Source organism: Methylobacter sp. BlB1 (assembly GCF_015476545.1).
Classification (GTDB): domain Bacteria; phylum Pseudomonadota; class Gammaproteobacteria; order Methylococcales; family Methylomonadaceae; genus Methylobacter.
Map to the genome: position 1 here is coordinate 63,673 of NZ_JADMKV010000007.1, position 25,726 is coordinate 89,398.

Annotated in this window: 28 protein-coding genes; 21 read left to right on the top strand and 7 right to left on the bottom strand. The window is 56.6% G+C overall.

The window, feature by feature from the left end; all coding sequences use genetic code 11:
• The first annotated feature begins 49 nt into the window (after nt 1-49).
• Nucleotides 50-715 (top strand): response regulator, encoded by a 666-nt coding sequence (locus IT781_RS04680; RefSeq protein ID WP_194968979.1) that lies wholly within the window; start codon nt 50-52, stop codon nt 713-715.
• The gene (locus IT781_RS04685; RefSeq protein ID WP_194968980.1) at nt 715-2,157 is read left to right on the top strand and encodes an ATP-binding protein; all 1,443 of its coding nucleotides are present in this window, start codon (nt 715-717) and stop codon (nt 2,155-2,157) included. The genes IT781_RS04680 and IT781_RS04685 overlap by 1 nt, the downstream gene beginning before the upstream one ends.
• Nucleotides 2,158-2,192: 35 nt before the next feature.
• Here IT781_RS04685 and IT781_RS04690 read toward each other — a convergent pair whose 3' ends face one another.
• Nucleotides 2,193-3,065, bottom strand: a complete 873-nt coding sequence (locus tag IT781_RS04690; RefSeq protein ID WP_194968981.1) for a fumarylacetoacetate hydrolase family protein — start codon at nt 3,063-3,065, stop codon at nt 2,193-2,195.
• Between the two features lie 148 nt (nt 3,066-3,213).
• Between IT781_RS04690 and IT781_RS04695 the strand changes: the two genes are divergently transcribed.
• The 17 genes from IT781_RS04695 to hutH all read left to right on the top strand — a co-directional run bounded on the left by IT781_RS04695 (nt 3,214) and on the right by hutH (nt 16,334).
• Nucleotides 3,214-3,876, top strand: coding sequence for a phosphoglycolate phosphatase (locus IT781_RS04695; RefSeq protein WP_228778928.1), 663 nt, complete (start codon nt 3,214-3,216; stop codon nt 3,874-3,876).
• Between the two features lie 33 nt (nt 3,877-3,909).
• On the top strand, nt 3,910-5,397 hold the full coding sequence (gene trpE, locus IT781_RS04700) for an anthranilate synthase component I (RefSeq protein WP_194968982.1): 1,488 nt from the start codon (nt 3,910-3,912) through the stop codon (nt 5,395-5,397).
• Nucleotides 5,394-5,984 carry an aminodeoxychorismate/anthranilate synthase component II gene (locus IT781_RS04705; protein ID WP_194968983.1) on the top strand — a complete coding sequence of 197 codons (591 nt, stop codon included), beginning with the start codon at nt 5,394-5,396 and terminating at the stop codon, nt 5,982-5,984. Before trpE ends, IT781_RS04705 begins: the two co-directional genes overlap by 4 nt.
• A gap of 70 nt (nt 5,985-6,054) precedes the next feature.
• The gene (locus tag IT781_RS04710; RefSeq protein WP_194968984.1) at nt 6,055-6,258 is read left to right on the top strand and encodes a type II toxin-antitoxin system HicB family antitoxin; all 204 of its coding nucleotides are present in this window, start codon (nt 6,055-6,057) and stop codon (nt 6,256-6,258) included.
• A complete protein-coding gene (locus IT781_RS04715) occupies nt 6,248-6,463 on the top strand; it encodes a type II toxin-antitoxin system HicA family toxin (protein ID WP_228778929.1) in 216 nt (71 codons plus the stop codon). Before IT781_RS04710 ends, IT781_RS04715 begins: the two co-directional genes overlap by 11 nt.
• A 43-nt stretch (nt 6,464-6,506) precedes the next feature.
• The gene (gene trpD / locus IT781_RS04720) at nt 6,507-7,529 is read left to right on the top strand and encodes an anthranilate phosphoribosyltransferase (RefSeq protein ID WP_194968985.1); all 1,023 of its coding nucleotides are present in this window, start codon (nt 6,507-6,509) and stop codon (nt 7,527-7,529) included.
• 5 nt (nt 7,530-7,534) lie between these two features.
• On the top strand, nt 7,535-8,335 hold the full coding sequence (trpC, locus tag IT781_RS04725; protein WP_194968986.1) for an indole-3-glycerol phosphate synthase TrpC: 801 nt from the start codon (nt 7,535-7,537) through the stop codon (nt 8,333-8,335).
• Nucleotides 8,336-8,446: 111 nt separating this feature from the next.
• Nucleotides 8,447-9,178, top strand: a complete 732-nt coding sequence (locus IT781_RS04730; protein WP_194968987.1) for a beta-ketoacyl synthase chain length factor — start codon at nt 8,447-8,449, stop codon at nt 9,176-9,178.
• Nucleotides 9,175-9,957 (top strand): 1-acyl-sn-glycerol-3-phosphate acyltransferase, encoded by a 783-nt coding sequence (locus IT781_RS04735; RefSeq protein ID WP_194968988.1) that lies wholly within the window; start codon nt 9,175-9,177, stop codon nt 9,955-9,957. Before IT781_RS04730 ends, IT781_RS04735 begins: the two co-directional genes overlap by 4 nt.
• Nucleotides 9,947-10,195 (top strand): phosphopantetheine-binding protein, encoded by a 249-nt coding sequence (locus IT781_RS04740; RefSeq protein ID WP_228778930.1) that lies wholly within the window; start codon nt 9,947-9,949, stop codon nt 10,193-10,195. The genes IT781_RS04735 and IT781_RS04740 overlap by 11 nt, the downstream gene beginning before the upstream one ends.
• 7 nt (nt 10,196-10,202) lie before the next feature.
• Entirely contained in the window at nt 10,203-10,451 is a 249-nt protein-coding gene (locus IT781_RS04745; protein WP_194968989.1) for an acyl carrier protein, read from the top strand.
• Nucleotides 10,451-10,999 carry a hypothetical protein gene (locus IT781_RS04750; protein WP_194968990.1) on the top strand — a complete coding sequence of 183 codons (549 nt, stop codon included), beginning with the start codon at nt 10,451-10,453 and terminating at the stop codon, nt 10,997-10,999. Before IT781_RS04745 ends, IT781_RS04750 begins: the two co-directional genes overlap by 1 nt.
• A complete protein-coding gene (locus IT781_RS04755) occupies nt 10,989-12,683 on the top strand; it encodes an AMP-binding protein (RefSeq protein WP_194968991.1) in 1,695 nt (564 codons plus the stop codon). The genes IT781_RS04750 and IT781_RS04755 overlap by 11 nt, the downstream gene beginning before the upstream one ends.
• A gap of 52 nt (nt 12,684-12,735) precedes the next feature.
• Nucleotides 12,736-12,954 carry a DUF2281 domain-containing protein gene (locus IT781_RS04760; protein WP_194968992.1) on the top strand — a complete coding sequence of 73 codons (219 nt, stop codon included), beginning with the start codon at nt 12,736-12,738 and terminating at the stop codon, nt 12,952-12,954.
• 113 nt (nt 12,955-13,067) lie between these two features.
• Nucleotides 13,068-13,802: a glycosyltransferase family 2 protein gene (locus tag IT781_RS04765; protein WP_194968993.1), complete on the top strand. Its 735-nt coding sequence runs from the start codon at nt 13,068-13,070 to the stop codon at nt 13,800-13,802.
• Nucleotides 13,799-14,710: a hypothetical protein gene (locus tag IT781_RS04770; protein ID WP_194968994.1), complete on the top strand. Its 912-nt coding sequence runs from the start codon at nt 13,799-13,801 to the stop codon at nt 14,708-14,710. The genes IT781_RS04765 and IT781_RS04770 overlap by 4 nt, the downstream gene beginning before the upstream one ends.
• 79 nt (nt 14,711-14,789) lie before the next feature.
• On the top strand, nt 14,790-16,334 hold the full coding sequence (gene hutH, locus IT781_RS04775) for a histidine ammonia-lyase (protein ID WP_194968995.1): 1,545 nt from the start codon (nt 14,790-14,792) through the stop codon (nt 16,332-16,334).
• A 96-nt stretch (nt 16,335-16,430) separates the two neighbouring features.
• Here hutH and ilvE read toward each other — a convergent pair whose 3' ends face one another.
• Genes ilvE through IT781_RS22580 form a run of 3 tightly spaced genes read right to left on the bottom strand, consistent with a single transcriptional unit; the run spans nt 16,431 to nt 18,332 of the window.
• Entirely contained in the window at nt 16,431-17,300 is an 870-nt protein-coding gene (gene ilvE / locus IT781_RS04780) for a branched-chain-amino-acid transaminase (RefSeq protein WP_194968996.1), read from the bottom strand.
• An 11-nt stretch (nt 17,301-17,311) separates the two neighbouring features.
• On the bottom strand, nt 17,312-18,214 hold the full coding sequence (locus tag IT781_RS04785) for a DMT family transporter (RefSeq protein WP_194968997.1): 903 nt from the start codon (nt 18,212-18,214) through the stop codon (nt 17,312-17,314).
• Nucleotides 18,207-18,332, bottom strand: coding sequence for a hypothetical protein (locus IT781_RS22580; RefSeq protein ID WP_255528656.1), 126 nt, complete (start codon nt 18,330-18,332; stop codon nt 18,207-18,209). Before IT781_RS22580 ends, IT781_RS04785 begins: the two co-directional genes overlap by 8 nt.
• A gap of 146 nt (nt 18,333-18,478) precedes the next feature.
• Here IT781_RS22580 and IT781_RS04790 point away from each other — a divergent pair, with 146 nt between their 5' ends.
• Entirely contained in the window at nt 18,479-19,885 is a 1,407-nt protein-coding gene (locus IT781_RS04790) for a PLP-dependent aminotransferase family protein (protein WP_194968998.1), read from the top strand.
• Between the two features lie 24 nt (nt 19,886-19,909).
• Here IT781_RS04790 and IT781_RS04795 read toward each other — a convergent pair whose 3' ends face one another.
• The 3 genes from IT781_RS04795 to IT781_RS04805 form a co-directional block, all read right to left on the bottom strand.
• Nucleotides 19,910-20,428 carry a hypothetical protein gene (locus tag IT781_RS04795; protein WP_194968999.1) on the bottom strand — a complete coding sequence of 173 codons (519 nt, stop codon included), beginning with the start codon at nt 20,426-20,428 and terminating at the stop codon, nt 19,910-19,912.
• A 272-nt stretch (nt 20,429-20,700) separates the two neighbouring features.
• Nucleotides 20,701-20,964 carry a hypothetical protein gene (locus tag IT781_RS04800; RefSeq protein WP_194969000.1) on the bottom strand — a complete coding sequence of 88 codons (264 nt, stop codon included), beginning with the start codon at nt 20,962-20,964 and terminating at the stop codon, nt 20,701-20,703.
• 335 nt (nt 20,965-21,299) lie between these two features.
• Complete coding sequence (locus tag IT781_RS04805; protein WP_194969001.1) at nt 21,300-23,822, bottom strand: PAS domain S-box protein; 2,523 nt, start codon at nt 23,820-23,822, stop codon at nt 21,300-21,302.
• 344 nt (nt 23,823-24,166) lie between these two features.
• Here IT781_RS04805 and IT781_RS04810 point away from each other — a divergent pair, with 344 nt between their 5' ends.
• Nucleotides 24,167-25,723 carry an MBOAT family protein gene (locus IT781_RS04810; protein WP_194969002.1) on the top strand — a complete coding sequence of 519 codons (1,557 nt, stop codon included), beginning with the start codon at nt 24,167-24,169 and terminating at the stop codon, nt 25,721-25,723.
• The last annotated feature ends 3 nt before the right edge of the window (nt 25,724-25,726 follow it).

Genomic DNA, 25,726 nt, shown 5'->3' on the forward strand with positions numbered 1-25,726 from the left:
CTGTTCGAGCATTATTGGCAGATGTTTAACTACCTGAAACATAGAGTATATGCGACTTTTATTGGTTGAAGACGACGAAATATTGGGCGATGGCCTGACAGCCGGTTTAAAAATGGAAGGCTATGCCGTTGATTGGCTGACCAACGGCAAACATGCCGATGAGGCTCTGAAAGTCAACACGTATGAACTGATCGTGCTGGACCTGAATTTGCCTGATATGGATGGCCTGGAGATTTTGCGGGCTTTGAGAAGCCGTAAAGACGAAACACCGGTGCTGGTTCTGACGGCTAAAGACACGATCCCTGACAGAATATTGGGCCTCGACAGCGGCGCCGATGATTTTGTGATCAAACCGTTCGATCTCAATGAAGTCTGCGCCCGCCTGAGAGCCCTTGCCAGACGCAATGAAGGCCGGGGCGCGCCCAAGATCGAGCATCGGGGCATTGTGCTGGACCCGGCATCGCATCTGGTTACTTATAATGACGAAAAGGTGGATCTATCGCAAAAGGAATTCGAGATACTGAGCTTCCTGATGGGCAATATAGGCAAGGTGGTATCCCGCTCCAGACTCGAAGAAAGTCTGTATTCCTGGGATTCCGATATAGAGAGCAACACCGTCGAGGTTCACATTCACTACCTGAGAAAAAAACTGGGATCGTCGATTATCCGTACTGTCAGAGGAGTCGGCTACATTATTGACGTTGATGAAGATTAATGAGTTATTCGCTTCGAAAACTGCTGCTGTTCACGCTGCTTTCCACATTATTGCTGATTTGGGGCATTGCCGCCTATAAAGGCTATAAGGAAATCCGCAATGAAGTGGCAGAACTTTTTGATGCGGATCTGGCGCAATCCGCGCGCGCCTTAAATTCATTCGTCGGGCATCTGTTGTATGCCGGTTCGCTGTATGAGTTGTGGGATCTGGACAAGTCAGAAATGTTCGAGCCGACCAAGGTGTTCAATCACCGTTATGAACGGAAGCTGGCTTTTCAGCTTATTTATAAAGACGAGGGTTTGATTCTTCGCTCCGAAAGCGCGCCGCCCCTGCCGTTATCGATCTCGCAGAATGGCTATAGCAAAACGCTCATTAATAATCACTTATGGCATGTTTTCAGTATTTCCGAGGAAAAAAGCGAATACATCATTCATGTCGGGCAGCGTGATGACATTCGCACGGAGCTGATGGATGACATTTCCAGACATCTGATCAAGCCGTTTCTGATCGGCCTGCCTTTTTTGGGGCTGGCTATCTGGCTTATCGTCGGACGGGCCTTGAAGCCGTTTGGCCAATTGACGCAACAGCTGGCCAGACGCGAAGCCAGCTATTTAAAGCCTTTGTCGGTCAAGAAGCTGCCTATCGAAATCGTGCCCGTAGTTAACGAGCTGAATAATCTGTTCATGCAGCTTGAACGCGCTTTTGAGCATGAACGCCGCTTTACGGCCGATGCCTCCCATGAATTGAGAACGCCTTTGGCCGGCTTGTTGACCCAGGCGCAGGTGGCTCTGAAAACCGACGATGAGCTGACGCGCCGCCAGGCGCTAGGGCGCATAGAGCAGGGCGTGCACCGCATGACCGATATGGTGCAGCAGCTGCTGATATTCTCGCGCATTGAATCCGGCACCGAGTTTCTGTCCAAGGAAACGACCGTGCTTGGCTATGAAGTCGTGCAGACTGTCGCGGCCCTGGAGCCGGAAGCGCATAAAAAACGCATCCGCATGGAGTTTATCGAGGATAACGCCGTGCCGATCATCGGCAATCGACAGCTGATCAATATTCTGGTCAAGAACCTGATCGACAATGCCATAAAATATACGCCCGCAAACGGCTTGGTCAGAATCAGCGTATCGGGGCAGGAAAGGCATCTGCTGTTGAGCGTCGAGGATTCCGGGCCCGGGATTGCGCCTGATCAGTATGAAGTCGCGCTAAAACGGTTTCACCGTTGCATTGAAACGGCCAAGAGCGCCAAAGGCAGCGGTCTCGGCTTTTCCATTGCCCAGCGCATCGCCGTGATACATGGCGCTGAGCTGAGCCTGGGAGAATCCCAATTTGGCGGACTCAAGGTTACTGTGCTGTTTCCGCTGCCGCCAAAACCGGTTGAACGAAGAAAGCGAGCCAGGAAGTTGGGTTTTTTCAATAACAGAAAAAGCCTGGGTTAAGGCATTGGGCGATTGATCGCCCAATGCCTTGAATTTTAATAAGCGGCCAGATTGTCCGGTTCTTCGATGACCGGATTGATCAGCGTGCCGATGCCTTCGATTTCGATTCTGGCAGTCTGCCCCGGCTTCATGTAACCGCGCGGCTTCATCTTCACGCCGACGCCGCTGGGCGTGCCTGTGGCGATGATATCGCCGGGTTCCAGGGTCATGGCCTGGGACAGGTAAGCGACCATTTCGTAGCAGTTGAAAATCATATGCCGGGTATTGGAATCCTGCCGAAGCTCATCGTCGATCCAGGTTTTCAGGTTCAGATTATGGGGATCTGCGATTTCATCGGCAGTGACGATCCACGGTCCCAGAGGGCCGTTCGTATCGAACGATTTGCCCAGCGTCCAGGTCGGCGAGCGGATCTGCCAATCGCGCACTGAGACGTCATTGGCGATCGTGAAGCCGGCGATGACTTGATGGGCCTTGTCGACGGACACATAACGGCAGCGCTTGCCGATGACCAAAGCCAGCTCGCCTTCATAATCGAGTTTGTCGGAGACCCTGGGACGGTAGATAGGCTCATTGTGCGCAATCACGCAACTGCTCTGCTTGGTGAAAAACGTCGGATATTCCGGTTTCTCGAAGCCGGTTTCTTCGATATGATCGGCATAGTTCAGGCTGATCGCCAGATATTTGCCGGGCCGCGGTACCGGCGCCTGCAGCTTGACTTCACTCAGGGGAATCCGGTGATTGCCGCTGGCTATCAGCTGCTGCATGGCCGCCAGAGCGGTTGCGCCTGCCGCCAGAAATTCAATCATGGTTTTGGGTATGGCGTTGTCGCCGTGGCTGTCAACGACGGCCTGATCAATGACCGCGCCTACCCGCGTTACATTATTGTGAGTGAAAGTCGCCAGTTTCATCGGTATAGCTTTCCTGTATGATTTTGAGGGCCGCTATTGTATAACGAAGAGTTGGCGGCAAAAAAAAGATATAATCAAACATTTTAATGCACTGTTTCAAGAACATGACCCAAAACGGATTGGCCGGACCGGCCAAACAAGATTGCCAATGACACAGATTCGACTGATAGCGCTGGACCTGGATGGCACGCTGATTGATTCTGCGCCTGACTTGTCCGATGCGATCAACAGAATGCTGGCTGAACTGGGCATACGCCCGCACTCGGAGGCTGCCGTCGCGCAGTGGGTCGGCAATGGCGTGGTCATGCTGATAAAGAGAGCCCTGACCGGACAGCTGCAACCCTCGGCCGACCCCGAAAATCTGCCCGAGGCTCTAGCTTTATTCGGCGATTTTTATGAGGCCCATGTTTATGAGCGCAGCGTCATTTATCCGGGCGTCATGGAAGGCCTGCAGCAATTGAAAGAAAAAGGTTTCAAACTGGCCTGCATTACTAATAAAATTAAACGTTTCACGCAGCCGTTGATGGTGAAAACCGGCATGGCTGAGTATTTTGATTTCGTTACTTGTGGCGATTCGTTCGCAAGAATGAAACCGGACCCGTTGCCGTTGCTGAAGACAGCGGAACACTTTGGCATTGAGCCGGAGAAGGCCCTTATGGTCGGCGATTCGATCAACGACATGCGGGCAGCGCGGTCGGCGGGCTTCAAGACCGCCGCGGTGTCATACGGTTATGCCGGAAAATACAGTATCGAGGATTTGAACGCCGATTATCAGATCCAGACCATTGTCGAGCTTGTCGACTTGTTTTAAAGCGAACGCGCAGGGCGCAGTTGAAGACCAAAAATGACTCCAGAACAATTTAAACACTACACGCAGCAGGGCTACAACCGTATCCCCGTTAGCCGGGAGGTTCTGGCTGACTTGGATACACCCTTGAGTGCCTATCTGAAATTAGCCGATGGCCCTTATTCCTATCTATTCGAATCTGTGCACGGCGGCGAACAATGGGGTCGTTATTCGATCATAGGACTGCCTTGCAAAACCATCGTCAAAGTCACCGGCAACCGGATCACCCTGGAGAACAACGGCGAGCTGCTGGAAACGCTGACGCACGAAAACCCGCTGGCCTGGATAGAGCAGTTCAAGGCGCGCTATAAAGTGCCCGATCTGGCTGAGCTGCCGCGCTTCAACGGCGGACTGGTCGGCTATTTCGGCTACGAAACCATCGGCTATATTGAGCCGCGCCTGCGCAGATCAGCCAAAAACGACCCGCTGGGCAATCCCGATATTTTGCTGATGGTATCGGAAGAAATGCTCGTGTTCGACAACCTGTCCGGCAAAATGCTGCTGCTGACGCATGCCAATCCCGAAGAGCCCGGTGCCTACGACCGCGCCGTGACTCGCCTGAACGATCTGGCCGTCAAGCTGCGCGAGCTGAAAGCCAAGCCGGAAAATCATAAAGCGCCCAGAAAAGTCGATGAGGCGGATTTTGTCTCCGGCTTTACGCAGCAGGGTTTTGAAGACGCCGTGCTGAAAGCCAAGGAATACATTACCGACGGCGACATCATGCAGGTCGTGCTGTCGCAGCGTCTGTCCATACCTTACACGGCCTCGCCGCTGAATCTGTACCGGGCCCTGCGCTGCCTGAATCCTTCACCTTACATGTATTACCTGAATCTGGACGATTTTCATATCGTCGGCTCATCGCCGGAAATTCTGGTGCGGCTCGAAGACAACACCGTGACCGTGCGCCCGATTGCCGGCACACGCCGGCGCGGCGCGACACCGGAACAGGATCTGGTGCTGGAACAGGATCTGCTGGCCGATCCGAAGGAACTGGCCGAGCATTTGATGCTGATCGATCTGGGCCGCAACGACACCGGCCGCATCGCCGAAATCGGCAGCGTCAAACTGACCGACAAGATGATCGTCGAGCGCTACTCGCACGTCATGCATATCGTCTCCAACGTGACCGGACAGCTGCAAGACGGCAAAAACGCCTTCGATGTGCTGGCGGCGACCTTCCCGGCCGGAACCGTCAGTGGCGCGCCGAAAATTCGCGCCATGGAAATCATTGATGAGCTGGAGCCAGTCAAGCGTGGCATCTATTCGGGCGCCGTCGGCTATATCGCCTGGTCCGGCAATCTCGACACCGCTATTGCAATCAGAACCGCTGTGATAAAAGATCAAACCTTACATATACAAGCCGGCGCCGGCATTGTTTACGACTCCATCCCCCGCAACGAGTGGGATGAAACTATGAATAAAGGCCGCGCCATCTTCCGCGCCGTCAGCATGGCCGAAGCCGGCCTGGAAGGAGAGCAATCATGAGCGCTGTAAAAGTGGTCATGGTCGATAACTACGACTCGTTCACCTACAATCTGGTGCAGTATTTCGGCGAACTCGGCGCCGATGTCACGGTCGTGCGCAACGACCAGGTGACCGTGGCCGACATTGAAAAACTGGCGCCCGACAAAATCGTGATTTCGCCGGGACCCTGTACGCCCAAAGAAGCCGGCGTCTCGGTCGAGGCTATTTTAAAGCTGGCCGGCAAATACCCGATCCTGGGCGTCTGTCTCGGCCACCAGAGCATCGGCTACGCGTTCGGTGGCAACATCATCCACGCCAAGAGCATCATGCACGGCAAAACCTCGCCGATTTACCATCACGATGTCGGCGTCTTCAAGGGGCTCAACAACCCCTTCACGGCGACGCGCTATCATTCGCTGGTGATCGAGCAGGCGACCTTGCCCGACTGCCTGGAAATAACGGCCTGGACCCGGGATGAAGCCGGTAATATCGACGAAATCATGGGCGTGCGGCACAAACAGTTCGATATCGAAGGCGTGCAGTTCCATCCCGAGTCGATCCTGACCGAGCACGGGCATGATATGCTGAGGAATTTTCTGGAGCGGTGATTGTTCGTTTCTACTTAAGAAATACAGCGGGCTAGATTCGCGGGAAGACAACCAAATTTTGAGGTAACTTATGAAATTAAAAGTCGTTGTTCATGAAGCCGAAGAAGGAGGGTTTTGGGCGGAAGTGCCGGCGATTCCGGGATGCGCGACTCAGGGCGATACATTTGAGGAGCTTTTGGCTAACCTTTATGAAGCGGTAGAGGCTTGCCTGTCGGTCGATCTGGATCAAATCGAAATCGCTAACAACGACAGAATTCTGGAGATTGCCGTTTGAAATCCGTATCGGGGAAACATTTTGCCCGGATACTCGAAAGTCGAGGCTGGCAGCTGTGGCCAGGATAAACGGCAGTCACCACGTGTATATGCAGCAAGGCAATCCCGTTCGTATTTCGCTTCCGGTGCATGGAAATGACGACTTAAAAATCGGGCTGCTCAAGCACTTTATGAAGATAGCCAATATTACAGAAGAAGATTTATAAGACCAGGTAAGCTGGCGTGACCATCAGATAACCGAGAACCACAATGCAAATCCAGAAAGCCCTGCAGATACTGCTCGATAAACAAGACCTGAGCGCCGATCAGATGCGCGCGGTCATGCGCCTGATCATGAGCGGCGGCGCGACCGATGCGCAGATCGGCGGTTTCCTGATCGCCTTGCGCTGCAAAGGCGAAAGCATCGATGAAATCGCGGCCGCGGCCGAAGTCATGCGGGAGCTGGCCGGCAAAGTGCATGTCAAAGGTGAATACCTGATCGATACCTGCGGCACGGGCGGCGACGGCGCAAATACATTTAATATTTCCACGACCTGCGCGTTCGTCGTAGCCGCAGCCGGCGGGCGTGTGGCCAAGCACGGCAATCGCTCCGTTTCGAGTAGCTGCGGCAGCGCCGATGTGCTGGAAGCGGCCGGTGTCAATCTCGATCTGACGGCCGAACAGGTCGCCCGCTGTGTCAATGAGCTCGGCGTCGGCTTTCTGTTCGCGCCCAAGCATCACGGCGCCATGAAATACGCGATCGGCCCGCGCAGGGAAATGGGCGTCAGGACGCTGTTCAACCTGCTGGGTCCGCTGTCGAATCCGGCCGGCGCACCAAACCAGCTCATCGGCGTCTTCGGCAAGGACTGGCTGGAGCCTTTGGCGCAGGTCCTGAAAAAGCTCGGCAGCCGGCATGTGCTGGTCGTCAATGCCGATGACGGGCTCGATGAAATCAGCATCGCCTGCGCGACTAGCGTTGCCGAACTGAAAGACGGCCAGGTCACGACCTATAAGGTGACGCCCGAGCAGTTCGGCTTGCAGCGCGCCGATATCGCCGAGCTGGCCGTCGACGGCACGGCGTCCAGCCTGGCGATGGTGAAGTCGGTGCTGGACAACCGTCCAGGACCTGCCCGCGATATCGTGGCGCTGAATGCCGGCGCGGCGATTTATGCGGCCGATCTCGCCGATTCGCTGGCAGCCGGCGTGGACAAAGCCCAGCAGGTCATTGCCAGCGGCGCGGCGCGCGCGAAATGGGATGCCCTGATTGCCTATTCAAAAACTTTAACTCACTGAAAACCATGACCAATACGCCTGATATTCTGAGAAAAATCCTCGACAAAAAACAGGAAGAAGTCGCGCATCGCAAACTGCGCATGTCCGTTGCCGACCTCGAAGACATCGGCGGCGGCATGGAGAGACCGCGCGGATTCTATAATGCTCTGCAGAGCCGGGTGCTGGCCAAAAAGCCGGCCATTATCGCCGAGATCAAGAAAGCCTCGCCCAGCAAGGGCGTGATCCGCGAGGATTTCCAGCCGGTCGCGATCGGCCAGGATTACGCCATGAACGGCGCGGCCTGCCTGTCGGTGCTGACCGACAAGGAATTCTTTCAGGGCTCGGAAGTATACCTGCAGATGGTCAGGGAGCGCTGCCCGTTGCCCGTGCTCAGAAAGGATTTCATGATCGACCCGTATCAGGTTTACGAAGCGCGCGCGTTGGGCGCGGACTGCATTCTGCTGATCGTGGCGGCGCTGACCGACAGCCGGATGCAGGAATTGTCCGACACGGCCACGAAGCTGGGTATGGACGTGCTGGTCGAAGTGCATGATGCGGCCGAAATGGCGCGCGCGTTGCAACTCGATACCAAGCTGATCGGCATCAACAACCGCAATCTGCGCACGTTCGAGACCACGCTGCAAACGACCCTGGACTTGAAAGCCCTGGTGCCGGCGGACCGCATGATCATTACCGAGAGCGGCATCCATACGCCGGACGATGTGCGCCTGATGCTCGATAACGAGGTTTATACTTTCCTGGTCGGCGAGGCGTTTATGCGCGCCGAAAGCCCCGGCCAGAAAATGCGCGAATTGTTTTCTTTATAATCCTGAAGCCGCGCTCCGGCGCCGGATCTTATGGTTTATGTCATTTACAGCATGGAACGGCCTGGCGCTGCTTCATGCTGTCTCGGTTGAATAATTGCATGCAGGTATAAGTTGATCGTTTCCGATTTTGTTTTGCGCGACTGGGGCGCTTGGGCGCCGGGGTTGAGCAGTTCCGATGACTGGCAGGCATGGAGTGCGGGACATAAATCGATGACGGCGGAGCCGCCCGGGGCGCCGGCTTCGGTGCCGAAAATGCTGCAGCGCCGGCTGAACCTGCTGGCGAAAGCCGTGTTTCATGCCGCCGACCACTGCATCAAGGCCGGTGAGCAGGTGCCGACGGTATTCAGTTCCACGCACGGCGAAATCGGCAAATCGTTCCAGATGCTCAAGACCATAGAAGCGGGCGAGGAACTGTCGCCGACAGCCTTCAGCCTGTCCGTCCATAACGCCATTTCGGGGCTGTTTTCGATTGTTTACGACAATCAGCAGGAAAGCACGGTTATTGCGCCGGGCATGGAAGGCATTGCCGCGGCTTTTATCGAGGCAGCCGGCATGCTGAGCGAGGGCAGGGACGAGGTTTTGCTGGTTTTGTACGATGAGCCGCTGCCCGATTTTTTCCCGTTTGAACCGTTCAAGCTGAACATCGATATGCCTTGCGCGCTGGCCTTGAAAATCGCGGCGGCAGGGCCTGGCCTGGCGATGCGGTTCTGTCGGTCGCCCGAATTGCGCGACGATGGCGAACAGCCGGTGCAGTTGCTGGCGTTTGCGAAGTTTCTGGCTTCCGGTCAGAAGTCGCTGACCCTGGGAAACCAAAAACATAGTTGGAGCTGGCATAAGCGATGACGGCAAAAATCCGGTACGGCTGGCGTCTTTTTGCCACAGGTTTCAGTTTTTTCAGTTTTGGTCTGGGCGGTTTGCTGCTATGGCTGCTGGTGTTTCCGCTGCTGTCGGTGCTGCCGGGCGCGCGCCGGCAGAAAATAAGCCGCGGGCAGCGCGTGGTGCATTACAGCTTTTACTCCTTCATTGGGCTGATGCATCGCTTGGGGATCATGACCTACGACATCGTCGGCCTGGAGAAACTGAACCGGCCGGGGCAATTGATCATCGCCAACCATCCGACTCTGGTCGATATCGTATTCCTGATCAGCCGGATCAAAGAGGCCAGCTGCATCGTCAAAGGTTCGTTATGGCGCAACCCGTTCATGCGCGGGCCTATCGTCAATGCCGGCTATATCAGCAACAGCGAACCTGAAAGCATGATCGCCGAATGCGTCGACTGGCTGAAGGCGGGCGGATCGATGATCATTTTCCCGGAAGGCACGCGCTCGGTGCCGGGCAAACCCTATCGGTTCCAGCGCGGCGCGGCCGCTATCGCGATACAGGCCGGAAAGATCGTCACGCCGGTAACGATTTCGTGTTATCCCAGCACGTTGACCAAGGCCGCGCCCTGGTACCGGATTCCCTACCGGCGCTTTCATCTGGCCATGCATGTCGGCGACGATATCGCGCTGGACGAATTTACCGGCGCGAGTTCGAAATCAATCGCCGTACGCCGGTTGAATCACTATTTGCAAGACTATTTTACGCAACAGAGAGAAGTCTATAAGTACTATGGAAAATGAACTAAAACAGTTGATCATCGATGCGCTGGATCTGGAAGATATCGGCATCGACGACATTGACAGTCATGAACCGCTGTTTAACGACGGCTTGGGTCTGGATTCAATCGACGCCCTGGAATTGGGCCTGGCGATCCGCAAGAAGTATGATGTAAAAATCGATGCCGAAAAAGACGATGTCGCGAAGATTTTTTCTTCGGTTTCGGCGCTGGCAGACTATATTGAATCGGTGCGCCGTTGAGGGTGTTATGAATTCACAAGAAGAAATTTTATCGGCTATCAAATCCATCATGGTCGAGCTGTTTGAAATTGACGAAGACAGCATCACCCTGGAAGCCCGGTTATACGAAGACCTTGATTTCGACAGCATCGATGCCGTCGACATGATCGTCAAACTGAAAGAAATGACCGGCAAATCCGTCAAGCCGGAAGACTTCAAATCGGCGCGCACGATCGGCGACGTGGTCGAGGCCGTCCATAGACTGGTGCAGGATTGATGCGGGTTGCGCTAAACAGCCTGATCGGCTTGCTGACGCTCGCCTATCCGTTCGCTGTTTACTTCGGCATGCACTATGTCGAACCGAGGGTCATCGCCGGTATTTTATTGACTCTGCTGGTCCTGCGTTTGGCCACTCGTATGGGCGGACAATGGCTGCGGCCGCTACTGATAGCCGGCATGCTCTATTGCGGCTTCGCGATCTGGGCCAACAATCTCATTGCCCTGCGCTTTTATCCGGCGCTGGTCAGTACCGGCATGCTGCTGATTTTTGCCTGGAGCCTGTGGTCGCCGCAGCCCCTGATCGAACGCCTGGCGCGGCTGCAGCATCCTGATCTGCCGCCCGAAGGCGTCGTTTATACGCGCCGGGTCACGCAAGTCTGGTGCGTGTTTTTTCTCATGAACGGCCTGATCGCACTGGCGACGGCCTTGTGGGGCAGTTTCGAGCAGTGGAGTCTATACAACGGCCTGATCTCCTATCTGCTGATGGGCACTTTATTCGGCGGCGAGTATATCGTCAGGCTGCGGACTCAAAAACATGCCCGATAGATTTATCACGCTGTCCAAGTGCCTGACGGCAAGGCTGGCCGATCCGCCGGTTTCCTGGCATGGCGGGCGTTATTATCACGCCAGCGAGTTTCAGGCGGCTGTCTGCCGATGGACGGACGAACTGCGGGCGCAGCCGGAACGGCGCTATGCTTTATACACCGAGGACGCCTATCCTTTCGCCGTGCTGTTGTTCGCGCTGCTGTATGCCGATAAGGAAGTCTGGATACCCGGTAATAACCGTCCAGGCTCGGCAGGACAGCTGAAGGAGCAGGGCTGCCGGTTGATCGGCGACTGGCCTGAAGAGGCGATTACGGACTATTTGCTGAACGCCATGCCATACCCGGATCAGCGATTGGCGCCGCTCGATCCGTCAAGCGCGCAACTGGTCATGTTCACCTCGGGCTCCACGGGCGAGGCCAAGCCGGTCCCTAAGCGATTGATACAGCTCCTGCGCGAAGCTGAAACGCTGGAAAAGCAGTGGGGCAGGCAGCTGGCCGATGCGGCGGCCTTGGCGACGGTCAGCCATCAGCATATTTACGGTTTATTGTTCCGCATCTTGTGGCCTTTGTCGGCAGGCCGCTGTTTCCACAGCCGCATCTATTTCAATGCCGAAGCCATAGCTCACTATGGCAAGAGCCGGCCCGTTTACTGGATTGCCAGCCCGGCGCACCTGAAACGGCTGGACCAGCCGCTGATGGCGGATTTTGCAGCTATCTTCAGCTCCGGCGGTCCGCTGTCGCATGAGGCGGCCATGCAGGTTTCCGCCTGCTGCGGGCAGTCCGCGATTGAAATCTTCGGCAGCACGGAAAGCGGCGGCATCGCCTGGCGCCGGCAGGGCCTTGAGCCGACGACGCCCTGGACGCTGTTCGAAGGTATGGCGTTGAGCCATGAGCAGGCGCGCTGGCGGCTGCAATCGCCTTATTTATTGGACGGCGAACGGCTGGAGCTGGCCGACCGGATCGAGCTCCTCGATGACGGCCGCTTCCTGCTGGCAGGCCGCCTGGACCGCATCGTCAAGGTCGAGGAAAAACGCCTGTCCCTGAGTGAAATGGAGCAGCGCTTGGCAGAGCTGCCCTGGATAGCTGAAGCCGTCACATTGATGATTGCGAAAAGCCGCGACACCATCGGCGCAGGCATCGTGCTGAACCGGGACGGCAGGCAACTGCTGGCAGAGCAGGGCAGATCAGGCCTGATCCGGCAGCTGCGCGAGGCGCTGCATCACTGGTTCGATGCCGTCGTTCTGCCGAGGAAATGGCTGATTCTGGACAGCATTCCGTTGACAACCCAGGGCAAAACCGACACGCGCCTGCTGAATGAACTGCTGGCGTCAAGCAGCCGTAAACTGCCTCAAGTGCTGGGCCTGAACCTGGCGCCTGAGCATGTCGAACTGAAACTGCTGATTCCGCCCGAGCTGGTTTATTTTAAAGATCACTTCCGGAATTTCCCGATCCTGCCGGGCGTCGTGCAGATCGCCTGGGCCGAGCATTACGGCAAGCTGTTTTTCGATATCGGCCAGCCGTTCTCGCATATGGACGTCATCAAATTCGTCAGGCTCATCGAGCCCGGCAATACGCTGACCTTGTCGCTGGAATGGAACGCCCGGGCCGGCAAACTGTATTTCACGATGAGCTCGAAGCAGGGGCCGCACAGCTCGGGCCGCTTGGTCTATGGAAAAACGCTATGAAAACCTGCATTATAAGGTCCCGGTGCATTGATTACATTGCGGAGGAAATATCATGACTATAGCGGAGAAGATTTTTGAGCAAGTTAGAACTTTGCCCGAGGCCGATGCGCGTGAAATTCTGGATTTTGTCGAGTTTCTGAAAGCGAAAAGGAAGCGGGATCATGAAGAACGGCAGGCTCATGCGCTGGCCGTTCTGGAAAAATTCAAGGGTCGCTACGACGGTACCAAATTCAACCGCGACGAGCTTCATGACCGTGCCGGCTTTCGTTGATACCAATGTTGTCGTCTATCTTCTCCGGTTAGCCTCTGAAAAAAGAAAATCCACGTGCATTATTCCAAACATCAAACAATCCGGCATCATGCCGGCACGGCCCGATTCATGCCATGAAAGCCTGCGTCATCGTGCCGGTTTATAATCATGAACAAGCCATCTCAGAGGTCGTGGCGAGACTGAAGGCGCAGGACCTGTTCTGCCTGCTGGTCAACGACGGCAGCTCGGAAGCCTGCTCAAACGTATTGGCCGCGATTGCCGAACGGGAAGCCGGCTGGCTGGCTCTGATCGACCGGCCTGAAAACGGCGGCAAGGGCGCGGCCGTGATCGACGGTTTCAACGAAGCCATCAGGCTGGGCTTTACCCATGCGCTGCAGATCGATGCCGACGGGCAGCACGACATTGACGATATTCGCGCATTCCTGGCGGCGAGCCGGCGCGAACCGGACGCCATGATTCTGGGCCGGCCCGTGTTCGACGATTCCGCGCCCAAAAGCCGGCGTTACGGCCGGCAATTCACCAACCTGTGGATAGCGACCAACACGCTGTCTCTGGCGATCGCCGACGGCATGTGCGGCTTCCGCCTGTATCCCCTGGCGGCTGTGGCGCGGTTGCTCAAGAGCACGCGTATCGGCCGGCGCATGGATTTTGACATCGACATCGTCGTGCGCCTGTACTGGCAGGGCACGGATGCCGTCAACGTACCCACGCGCGTGCGCTATCCTTACGACGGCGTCTCGCACTTCAAGCTATGGCGCGACAATGCCATGATTTCGATGATTCATGCCCGGCTGTTTTTAGGCATGCTGGTGCGTTTTCCGCAATTACTGATCAGGCATTGGCGATGAAGCAGAGCAAGCACTGGGCCGAGATGCAGGAAAGCGGCATCGTCTGGGGCATGCGCCTGCTGCTGAAAATTTACCTGCTGTGCGGCCGCCGTATTCTTCAGGTGTTTCTGTATCCTGTGGTCAGCTATTACTGGCTGGTCAACAAGCGGGGACGGCGAGCCAGCCGAGATTACCTGGATCGCGTGGCCGGCTTTTCGCCGTCGTTGAAGCCGGGCGGCAGTTACCGGCATTTCATCTGTTTCGCCAATGCCTTGATCGACAAACTGGCGGCCTGGTCCGGCGCTGTGTCACGCGCCGATGTCGAGTACCATGGCCGCGATGCCATGATGGCCCAGATCGCCAGCGGGCGCGGCGCAGTGCTGCTGGGATCGCACCTGGGCAACCTGGACGTCTGCCGCGTGCTCGCCCATCTGGACAAGGACATCCGCATCAACGTGCTCGTACACACCAAGCACGCCGAGAAATTCAACAAGTTGCTCAGCCAGTACAACGAAGCCAGCAGCATGAACCTGATACAGGTCACCGAAATCACGGCGGCCACGTCGATACTGCTGAACGACAAGATCGACAACGGCGAGCTGGTCATCATCACCGCCGACAGAACGCCGGTCAGCGAGCAGCCGCGCGTTCTCAAGGCTCGATTTCTGGGCGAAGAGGCACCGTTCCCGCAAGGCCCGTTCATCCTGGCGGCGTTGCTCAAATGCCCCGTCTATACGCTGTTCTGCCTGAAGGAGCGGGGCAGGCACGCGATTTACTTCGACCATTTCAGCGACGGGCTTAAGTTTCCGCGCAAAACGCGCGAACAGGCCATGCAGGTCGAGATCCAGCGCTATGCCGAACGCCTGCAGGCTTATTGCCTGAAAGAGCCTCTGCAATGGTTCAATTTCTTCGATTTTTGGCACGGATGATTGCCCGAATATTTGACCTGACTATGAATAAAAACAGAATTGATGTAGGTGCGAATTCATTCGCACTCAACGATGCCTCATGAATAATCAATCACCGCTAAAAGATAAAGTCATTTTCGACGGCCAGCCGCTGACGATCGAAGACGTGTGCCGGCTCGCCAGCCGGCAGGCCGTCTGCGAGTTAAGCAAAGACGGCCATTTCATAGCGCGCATCGACAAAGGCGCACAATTCATCGATACCTTGTTAAAGGAAGAGGGCTTTGTTTACGGCGTTACGACCGGCTACGGCGATTCCTGCACAGTAGCCGTGCCGCTGCATCTGGTCGAAGCATTGCCCCGGCATCTCTACACCTTCCACGGCTGCGGCCTGGGGAGCCATTTCGACGCCGAGCAGACGCGGGCCATTCTGGCCGCGCGCCTGAACAGTCTCGCGCAGGGCTTCTCGGGCGTGCGCTACCGGTTGCTGCAGCAGCTGGCCGCGCTGCTGAAACACGATATTCTGCCGTTGATTCCGCAGGAAGGCTCGGTCGGTGCCAGCGGCGACCTGACGCCGCTGTCCTATGTCGCGGCCGTGCTGGCCGGCGAGCGGGACGTCCTGTATCAAGGCCAGCGCCAGCCTGCGCAGGCGGTTCTGGCGAGGCTCGATATCGAACCTTTGACCCTGAAGCCGAAGGAAGGCCTCGCGATCATGAACGGCACGGCCGCCATGACCGGGCTCGCCTGTTTGGCGTATCAGCGCGCCGAATACCTGTCGCAGCTGGCTACGCGCATCACCAGCCTGGCTTCAGTCGCCTTGAAAGGCAATGCCTACCACTTCGACGAACAGCTGTTTTCGGTCAAGCCGCATCCGGGCCAGAACCGCGTCGCCGGGCGCCTGCGCGCCGATCTGCAACTGTCGACCGGCGCGCCCCGGCACGACACGCGCCTGCAGGACCGCTATTCCCTGCGCTGCGCGCCGCATGTGATCGGTGTGTTGGAAGATTCACTGCCCTGGCTGCGCCAGTTCATCGAAAACGAATTGAACAGCGCCAATGACAACCCGATCATCGACGCCGAAGGCGAGCGCGTGCTGCACGGCGGCCATTTTTACGGCGGCCATATCGCCTTTGCCATGGATTCGCTGAAGACGGCCGTGGCCAATCTGGCCGACCTGATGGACCGGCAGATGGCGCAGCTGATGGACCCCAAATTCAATCACGGCCTGCCGGCCAACCTGTCCGGCGCCGATGCCGGACAGGCCATGATCAACCACGGCTTTAAAGCCGTGCAGATAGGCGTTTCGGCCTGGACCGCCGAGGCGCTGAAGCTGACCATGCCGGCCAGCGTGTTCTCGCGCTCGACCGAATGCCACAACCAGGATAAGGTCAGCATGGGCACGATCGCGGCCCGCGACTGCCTGCGCGTGCTGGAACTCACCGAGCAGGTCGCAGCGGCCATGCTCCTGGCCGCCGTCCAGGGCGTGGAACTGCGCGGCAACCGGGAGGCGTTAAGCCCGGCGCTGCAAAACACCTGCGCGCAGGTGCGCGGACAGGCGGCGTTTTTAAGTGAGGACCGGGCCATGGAGCAGGAGCTGCGGCTTTGTATCGGGCTGATTCGCGAGCGGCATTGGATACTTTACGAGTAACCTCATCATCGTTTCCACGCTCCAGAGTACGAATGCTGCCAGTGACGCAGGAGCGTTGCAGGATGCGTTCCACGTTGGAGCGTGAGAACGATAAATTTACCGGGATTCCGTCTCGATGCACTCGAAAAACAGCCGGTTCAGCTGTTTGAAAACCGGCCCCGGGCATTTCGTCAATCCTCGTCCGTCAATATCCTTGACCGGAATCATTTCCGCGCCGGTGCCGGTCAGAAAACATTCATCCGCCGTATAAAGATCATAAGGCGCCAGCGGCGCAATCTGCACAGAAATGCCGGCCTCGGCGGCCAGTTCCAGGATCAGTTCGCGGGTGATGCCTTCCAGCGCGCCCTCCGTGCACGGCGGCGTGACCAGTGTTTCATTTTTCACGATAAAGATATTGTCGGCCGTGCCCTCGGTCACCCGCCCCAGGCCGTTCAATAAAACGGCTTCATCGACGCCGGCGTGATTGGCTTCGATTTTGGCCAGGATATGGTTCAGATAGTTGAGGCTTTTGATCCTCGGGTCCAGGCCGTCGAACGGCAGCCGGCGCGTGGCCGCGATGATCAGGCGCGCGCCCTGATCGCGGCTCTGGCTGTGCACGAGGCTTATCTGATCGGCAATGATGATCACGTTGGGCCGATGGCAGCCGACGGGATTCAGCCCCAGCGGGCCGGGTCCGCGCGTCACCATCAGCCGGATATAGCCCGACTCGTGGCTGAAAACCTCGACGGTTTCTTCGACGGCCGCCATCAGCTCGGCAAGGCTGTAAGGCATATCGAGCGCGATCGCCCTGGCCGACAATGCCAGACGTTCAAGATGCTGTTGCAGGCGGAACGCGCGTTTATGGTAGATGCGGATGCCTTCGAAAACGCCGTCGCCGTACAGCAAACCGTGATCGTTGACCGGAACGGACGCATCCGCCAGTGGTAACAGCTGACCGTTCAGCCAGCAGAGAGCTTGTTCAGACATATCAATCCTCGTTAATGTTTTTGGATAACGACTGTATTGGCCGGCAGAGATTTTCTGCCAGCTGCAACACAACAAAGCACAATGGCGGCAGCAATGATTTGCGAAGCCTCTATGGATTCCTCCAGAATAATCGCCGCGCCGGCAAGTGTTAAAAACGGTTGCAGTAACTGAAGCTGTCCGACTCGGGCGATGCCGCCCATGGACAGCCCTTTGTACCAAGCAAAAAAGGCCAGGTACATGCTCACGATGCTGACGTAAGCGAATCCGAGCAGGCTCGTCCAGCGCACCGCAAAAATATCCGTCGGCGCCGACATGACAACAGGCGGCAGCAGCACCGGCACGGACAGCAGCAAGGCCCAGCTGATGGTTTGCCAGGCACCGATCTCTTTGGACAACCGTGCGCCTTCTGCATAGCCGAAACCGACCGCGATAACAGAGCCCAGTAATAAAAAATCCGCAGCTTGAAGCGCGCCCGCTCCGGCCATAAAAGAAAACGCGACGATGGCGGCGCTGCCGACAGTCGTCGACAGCCAGAAGAAAGGACCAGGGCGCTCTTTTGCAAGCCAGGCGCCAAACAGCGCCGTCGACAGCGGAATCAGACCCACAATGACAGCGCCATGCGCAGCCGGAACGCTTTTCATGGCCAGAGACGACAGTAGCGGAAAGCCAATGACGACGCCGAGCGCCGTGGCTCCTAACCTGAGCCATTGCCGTCTGGTTGGAATGGTCGCTTTCGTCGCCCAAAGTGCGATTGCGGCCAGACTCGCGGCTATGATGGCGCGCCCCAACCCTACGAAGGCCGGGTCCAGATCGACCACAGCCAGGCGAGTCGCCGGCAATGTCAGACTGAAGCAGAATACGCCTAACAGGCCCAGGGCCAGACTTTGACGATTTGCCGATCTATGTTTAGGCATAAAGCTCACCTTTCAAAACCGTTCTGGCTCGGCCGGGCAAATGCGCCTGGCCGCCGGCCAGCCTGACGCCGGCTTTTCCGCTGAACGGCTGTTCGATGATATAGAGGGATTTGGTCATGATGAACTCCTTGTTGTTGACGCCGCTATCGTAGCCCACTATGCTGGTGCCGATACAGAAGCAAAAACAGTTAATTAAACCGGTACAGATGGCGTCGATCGGCCACTGTACCGCTGTCCTGACGCCTTATCTGTAACGGTAAAACCATGGCATTACTCTATGAAGTCATCGCGGATCATTTACTGACGGCCATCGACCAGGGTGTTTACCGCCAGGGCGACCGCCTGCCCAGCGTCCGCAAGCTGCGCGAGCAGCATAACATCAGCGTGGCCACGGCGGTTGCGGCGCTGCACCAGTTGGAAGACCAGGGTTGTATTGAAGCGCGGGAGCGTTCCGGCTATTACGTGCGCTTCCGGCCCGGCGCCAGATTTCAGGAGCCGGCCGTGTCCAGACCGTCCAGCCGGCCGACGCCCGTGACCGGCCAGGACATGGTGCTGCGGCTGGCCCAGGCGACTAATGATCCGTCTATGGTGCAGCTGGGCGCGGCGGTGCCGGCGCCTTCGTTTCTGCCTACGCAGCGCGTGGAACGGACCCTGGCCGGCTGTTCGCTCCGCTACCGCAACCGCGTCGCCGGCTACGAATTCCCGCCCGGCAGCCCGGAGCTGAGGCGGCAGATCGCCCGGCGCATGTCCGAGGCCGGCTGTCAGGTCAGCCCCGACGACATCGTCATCACCAACGGCTGCCAAGAAGCGATCACGCTGGCCTTGCGCGCGGTCACCCAACCCGGCGACATTGTCGCGATCGAATCGCCGACCTTTTATGGCATGCTGCAGGTCATCGAATCGCTGGCCCTGAAAGCCATCGAGATTCCGACGCACCCGCGCGACGGCATGGCGCTGGACGCTCTGCAATTGGCCTGCGAACAGTGGCCGATCAAGGCCTGCATCGTGGTGCCCAATTACAGCAATCCGCTGGGCTATTGCATGAGCGATGAGCGCAAACGCGAACTGGTCAATCTCATGAATCGTTACCGCATCGCGCTGATCGAAGACGATGTCTACGGCGACCTGGGCTTCGGCCTGCAGCGGCCCTCGGTCGCTAAAGCCTGGGATACCGAAGGCCGGGTCCTGCATTGCTCGTCGTTCTCCAAATCGCTGTCGTCCGGATTGCGCGTCGGCTGGATCGTGCCGGGCCAATACTTTGAAAAAGTGGAATATCTGAAATACGTGACCAACCTGGCCGCTCCGACCCTGGCCCAGCTGACCGTGGCGCAAATGCTGGAAGGCGGCAGCCACGACCGCTACCTGCGCCAGGCCAGAAATCAATACGCCCGCGCCATCGGACGCATGACGGAAGCCATCAGCCTGCATTTTCCCAGGGAAACCCGCGTGACCCAGCCGGCGGGCGGCTTCGTGCTGTGGGTGGAACTGCCCGGCGACATCAATGCCGTCGAACTGGCGCAGCAGGCGCTGAGGGCAGGTATCAGCATCGCGCCTGGCCCGATTTTTTCAGCGACGCAGAAGTACCGGAATTTCATCCGCCTGAACTGCGCCTGCGAATGGGATGAACGGGTCGATCGGGCTTTGGCGACTTTGGGCCGGCTTATCGGTTAGCAGCTTATCATTCCCACGCCACCACTAGCTCAGAACAAGGGCCGGCACTTCACTTATGAAAGAGCGCTGGAGCATGTGCTTGATCGTCTGATGCAGAGTTGCGCCCGCCAATGAGCTTGCGTCATCGCTTTTAAAGAATTGATACAGCGAGGCGAGTTCTGATGGTCTATAACTTGACAGTTGATCAAGCCCATCCAACTCGGTTATATCCATTAACATGCGGTAATTGGCTTCGGTCGCCGGCAGGTCGATCATGGCCAAAAGATTCCGGAGAGATTGCCGGCGACACTGCAGCCATTGCTGATCAGACCAGTCTTGACGCTGTGCATAATAAACCAGCAGCAGAAACAACAGCGGGTGCTGTTGCCAAAGGGATTGCTGATAATAACGGGTCAGCCAGTGCTCGCTAAAGGCAAACACGCTGCCTTCACCATGATTTTCCGGATGGCTTATGGCCGGCCCTTCCAACGCTTCTGATGAATGGGCGGGGTATCGAAGGATGCCGGGATTTGTTTGGGCGGCGGCGATTAAGGCCTTGCTCATAAAAAGCTCCTTTTTGACGCTTTGCGCTTGAATCATATAAACAATCAAAAAACGGAAGGACCTAAAAACAAAAGATAAACGTGGGGTATTACGGGCGAGTTACAACACGGTAAAAATTTGAATAAAGACCGAATACACAGGTTTTCGCGTCTGAACCGGCTACAGATCATGACCAGGGAGGTGTCGGATTGCGACGAACCGCCCCCGGCTTGTCTCTCTTAATGCAGCCGTTAGCTTTCCGGGAGTCCAGACGCTATTTCTGCCTCTGGCAATCAGGCAGACACCACTCGCTTGTCTCGGTTATCTGCCTGTTTCAGCGGAAGGTCACATGGCTGACTTCCATGATTTTCATAGGCATAAATACCGGTGCCGCCCTTCTCTGGCAGGTCATAGGTGTGGATGTTACAACCCTGGCCGGCCTTGATTTCGCCGGTCGTAAATGTATAGTCAGGCTCCGCTGCCATAACTATGCCGCTGATGCCCAGTGACAGCGCTGACACCATGGATAATGCGATTGCAAAATGTATCATTTTCATTTTCGGCTACTCAAAATTTACAAAATTAATAATCAATGATCCATCGAGCATGGCTGTTATGGCGCAATGGTCTCCGGATCTCTGGTCGTTAATCAAGCAACTCTCGTGCCAACTAAGTAAAAATAAAAAACAATATAAATATCAAAATGATATATTCAGAGGAAAAGAATTGAAAATAACTTTGCCTGGCGGGTGAGACAGTCTGGCTGTCTCACAGCTGTCTTATGAGACAGTCGCGAGACAGTGTCCAGGCAAGGTCGGAGGATTACGGAATCTGCGAGTCGGGCCCGGGGCGAACACTGGATTGAAAAGCGCCTGCTGCGGCCATAGGCTGGCTATCGATCCAGCGAAATGTCCAATTCAGACAGACGCCGGTAGAACGTAGCGCGGCTGATGCCTAGCATTCTAGCGGCTTGCAGGCGGTTGCCCCGGGTTTTTTTCAGAGCGGCCAGAATGCGGCCCCGCTCGTCTTCCGCGGCGGCTATGGGTTCGGGCTCGACAACGGCGGCCGCTGCGCTCCGGCTGAATTCGGGCGGCAGGTCCTGGGGATTGATGCGCTCGCCTTTGCTGTGGATAACCGCATAGTCCACGCAGGCTTTCAGTTCGCGCACATTGCCCGGCCAGTCGTAATCCATCAGGCATTGCATGGCTTCGGCGCCGAACCGGGGCTGGGCCCGGCTGGAAAAATGGAAGCTCTGGCGGAGGAAGGCTTCGACCAGCAGCGGGATGTCCGCTTTTCGCTCGCGCAGGGCCGGCACATAAAGCCGCGCCACGCGCAGCCGGTAGAGCAGGTCCTCGCGGAAGCGGCCTTCTCGGGCTTCTTCGGCCAGATCCTTGTGCGTCGCGGCCAGTATCCGCACATCGACCTTGCGTATCCGGGTTTCCCCGAGGCGAGTGATCTCTTTTTCCTGCAGCACGCGCAGCAGGCTGGCCTGCATGCTCAAGGGCAGGTCGCCGATCTCGTCCAGAAACAGGGTACCGCCGTGAGCGGCTTCAAAAAAGCCTTCCTGGTCTGAGACCGCGCCGGTAAATGCGCCCTTGCGATGGCCGAAAAGCTGGCTGGCCAGCAGCGACTCGCTGAGTCCTGCCGAGTTGACAGCGATGAAAGGCTCATCCTTGCGAGGACTGGCGGCATGGATGCTGTGGGCGACCAGTTCCTTGCCGACGCCGGTTTCGCCCTCGATCAATACGGTCCAGTCGCCGCGCGCCACATCTTCGATGAGCCGGTACAGTTCCTGCATGGCCTCACAATTGCCGAGCATCCGGCCGTAGCGGCTTTCATCGATGGTTTGCCGCAGTTGATGGATTTCGGTGACGTCGTAGAGCAGCAGAATGTGGCGGTCGGTGGCTTGCGGATCGTCGCGCACGTCGCATTCCACCCAGCAGGCTTTCCGGTCCGGACACTGCCAATGCAGGGTGATGCGGTAGCGTTCGGCGGGCGGAAGATCCAGTAGCCGCTGCAATTGTATTTTCGATTGCATTTCGAAAGGCAGCACCTGATCCCAGGGACGGCCCACGGCAGTGTCGCGGTCGATGCCGGCAAACTGCCCGCAGGACTCGCTGACGAATTCCACGCGGTGATCGGCGTCCAGCATCAGGGTGCCTACGCGGAATTGATTGAGCAAGACCAGCAGGTTTTCCTGGCTTCTCTTGAGCTCGGCCAAGGTATGCGCGGCCAGCGCCTCGGCTGACTTGCGCTCGGAAATGTCGCGCACGATGCCCTTGAACGTGACTCCCTGGGGGAGCTTCACCTCGGTCACGGTGAGATCGATAGGGAATAGGGTTCCGTCTTTCCGCTGCGCCGAGACTTCCCGGGCGGCCCCGATCATTTTGGCCCGGCCGGTTTTCAGGTAGTTTTCAATGTAGTGGGGATGCTGGTTGCGATGCGGCTCCGGCATCAGCAATCTGACGTTATGGCCCAGCAGTTCTTCCGGGCGGTAGCCGAAGATGCGCTCCGTGGCGGGGTTGACGGATTGGATGATGCCGGATGCGTCGATGGTGATGATGGCATCGACGGAGCTGTTCAGCAAGGCGCGATGGCGGGCTTCCTCTTCCTTCAGCTGGTTTTCCTTTTCCTTGATCTCGGAGATGTCGGCGAAAATCGCAACCGCGTCGGTGACATTTCCCTGCTGGTTATGTATCGGCGAGGCGCTGACGTGGAGCGGGACAACCCGGCCGTCGCGCCGGACCTCTATGTCGCTCACGGCCACTGTTTCTCCTGCCAGCGCCCGCGTGATCGGCAGGTCTTCAAGCGGATAAGGCTTATCGGTGCCGGCCATGGTCGCCTGGAAATAGTCCACCGAATTCTCAATTATGGTGCCCGGCTCGAGTGTTTTTCCCGTAATGGCGCTGGCCGCTCTGTTGGCAAAGAAGATCCGGCTTTGCACATCCAGAACCACTATGCCGGAAGGGATGGCTTCGAGGAATTTGTGGAATTGCCGGGCTTGCCTTTGCACTTCGGCCTGGGCTTCCCTTTGCGCCGTGACATCGGTTTGAATGCCTATAAAATGGGTGAGCTGGCCCTGATCATCGAAAACCGGCGCCAGACGCAGTTCATTCCAGAATAACGTCCCGTCCTTGCGGTAATTCCTGAGGACGACCGTCGTTTCCCGGCCCTCGTCCAGCGCTCTGCGCAGGACATCCAGCTCGGGCTGGTCATGATCCTCGCCCCGCAGGAATCGGCAGTTGCGTTCCAGAATTTCGGCTCTCGAGTAGCCCGTCATGGCTTCGAATGCCCGGTTCACATAGATGAGCGGCGTATCATCCTGTCTCGCGTCGGCCACGGTGATGCCGCAACTGGCCGAGTCCAGTGCTTTGATGATCCAGTCCGGTACGTTTTGGGGATTAGTCAAGGGCACGATGGTCGCCTTTTTTATTAGTTCAGGTTGGCAGAAAGATACTATACGTCTGGCCTTTGTTTGGCATTTCTAGTTCCCGAAAATCTCTGGGAAATAAGCCCGGGCTCTGCAAGCCTGTGGGGGGCGGCTTCGCCTAGAGCGCCCCCACAGGTTTTGAAGCACTCTTATTCTCTAGTTTTAATCGGCCTCATCGCCCTCTTTTTCCGGCTGACGGAAAGGCAAAATGCGTAAGCCTGAGTGGAAGGTATGGCCGCTTTGCGGATCTAACCCACCCTAAGACTCGACATGAGATAAAATAGAGGGCTTATGAGCGCATGCTTACCCCTATAATTGAAGCTTCATTCATGCTATTTAACTCATACATTTTTATTTTCCTATTCCTTCCGGTGACCGTTCTGGGTTTTTATTACATCGGCAAACGCAGCCACCCTCTGGCCCTGTTATGGCTTGCTGCTGCGTCGCTGTTTTTTTACAGCTGGTGGGATGTGCGTTTTATCGGGCTGTTATCGGGTTCGATTGTTTTCAATTACAGCGCGGGCTATTTGATCAGGGATAGGCATTCTCTCTATCCCGGCCAGGCAAAATTGGTATTAACCGGCGGCATCATGGCCAATTTGATGTTGCTGGGCTATTTCAAGTATGCCAATTTCTTCATAGAAAACATAAACAGCCTGATCAATACTTCATTCTCGACTAGCGATATTTTATTGCCGCTGGGTATTTCGTTCTTTACATTCACGCAGATCGCTTTTTTGGCGGATGCTTACCAGGGCAAGGCGAAAGAATATAATTTCATTCGCTATATATTGTTCGTGACTTATTTCCCGCATTTGATCGCCGGTCCCGTGCTGCACCACAAGGAAATGATGCCGCAGTTCGCCAGGCACGACATCTGCCGGATCAACTGGGAAAATATCGCCACGGGCCTGACTATTTTTGTGCTCGGGCTCGCGAAAAAGATATTCATAGCCGACTCGCTGGCCGATTTCGCCACACCCGTTTTTACAGCCGTCCAACAAGGAGGGCAGCCGTTGTTCTTTGAAGCGTGGATAGGCGCCTTATCGTACTCGCTGCAATTGTATTTCGACTTTTCAGCGTATTCGGACATGGCGATCGGTTTGTCGCTGCTGTTCAACGTGCGCCTGCCGATCAATTTCAATTCTCCCTATAAGGCTGCCAGTATCATCGAATTCTGGCGCCGCTGGCATATCACGCTGTCGCGCTTTTTGCGCGATTACCTGTATATTCCCTTGGGCGGCAACCGCCGCGGCCCTGCGCAGCGTTATCTGAACTTGATGATTACCATGCTGCTCGGCGGGCTGTGGCACGGGGCGGGCTGGACGTTTGTCATCTGGGGCGGATTGCACGGTTTGTACCTGCTGATCAACCATGCCTGGCGCGAGCTGAAGGCCTTAGCAGGCTGGCAGGACGGCGGCAGGAATGCGCGCCTGTTATCCGGAATCGGCACTTTTCTGGCCGTCGTCGTCGGCTGGGTATTTTTCCGGGCCGACAGCGTCGATACGGCCATGCGGATGCTCAATGGCATGATGGGGTTAAACGGCTGTTCGGTGTCCAATAAACTGGGCCGGTTCGAATTCAGCCAGGCGCTGGAAAATTTCGGCTTCCGCTTCAATGGCGTCATGACCTTGACCAGGCTGAAAACGGAGAAAATTATTCAGATATTGGTTGTCACGATGATCATCGTCTTCAAACTGCCCAATATCGCGCAAATCATGGCCAACCATCAGGTGGCTTTAACGGCGCCGAATCCGGAAATCAGAAAACCGGGTTTCATTCACTGGCAGCCGTCGTTATGGCATGCCTTGTCGATTTTGATCCTGGGCTTTTTTGCGTTGATTAACTTATCGAAGCAGTCGCCTTTTTTGTATTTCCAGTTTTAAGCA